The 538-nt window shown below is 43.7% G+C and carries 1 pseudogene; it reads right to left on the reverse strand.

Annotated features, from left to right (window positions below):
- Positions 1–153: 153 nt before the first annotated feature.
- Positions 154–538, reverse strand: a pseudogene (locus QZL69_RS06360) (MATE family efflux transporter); the annotation flags it as partial.

The following is a 538-nucleotide window of genomic DNA, read 5'->3' on the forward strand; positions in this document are numbered from 1 at the left end:
AAAGAAGCGGATGATTTTGGCGTGATACTTGGAAATGCAGATAATACCAAGCGTGAAATTCATCTGTCAGCATGGGACGTATGTATTATAAAATTCAATAAATAAAAAATGCAATAAGCAAAACCCGAGGCGGCAGGCCCCGGGTTTCTTTTATCATTTATCTTTCTTCAGAATAGAATTGAACAGCGTAAAGAAGGTGATCGTTGTCACCGTAGCAGCTATGATATCGCTTACCGGCTCTGCAAGAAATACCGCGAAAACCTTATTGTCGAAGAAATTCGGCAGAATAAAGATCAGAGGTATCAGCAGGATGATCTTACGGAGGCAGGCAAGAAGCAGACTGACTTTCGCCTGGCCGAGAGCCATAAAGCTCTGCTGGCAGCTTACCTGGAAGCCAATAGAGAAGATTCCGGCCATGTAGATGCGGAGTGCCCAGGAAGCGTATGTTACAAGTTCCTTATCTGAAGTAAAGATTGCTGCAAATGCCTTTGGAAAAATCATCACGACAAGACAGAAGGCAGATGTGTAGATGATGCAG

The sequence above is a fragment of the Blautia sp. CAG:237 genome (genome assembly GCF_000436615.1).
Taxonomy (GTDB): domain Bacteria; phylum Bacillota; class Clostridia; order Lachnospirales; family Lachnospiraceae; genus Blautia_A; species Blautia_A intestinihominis.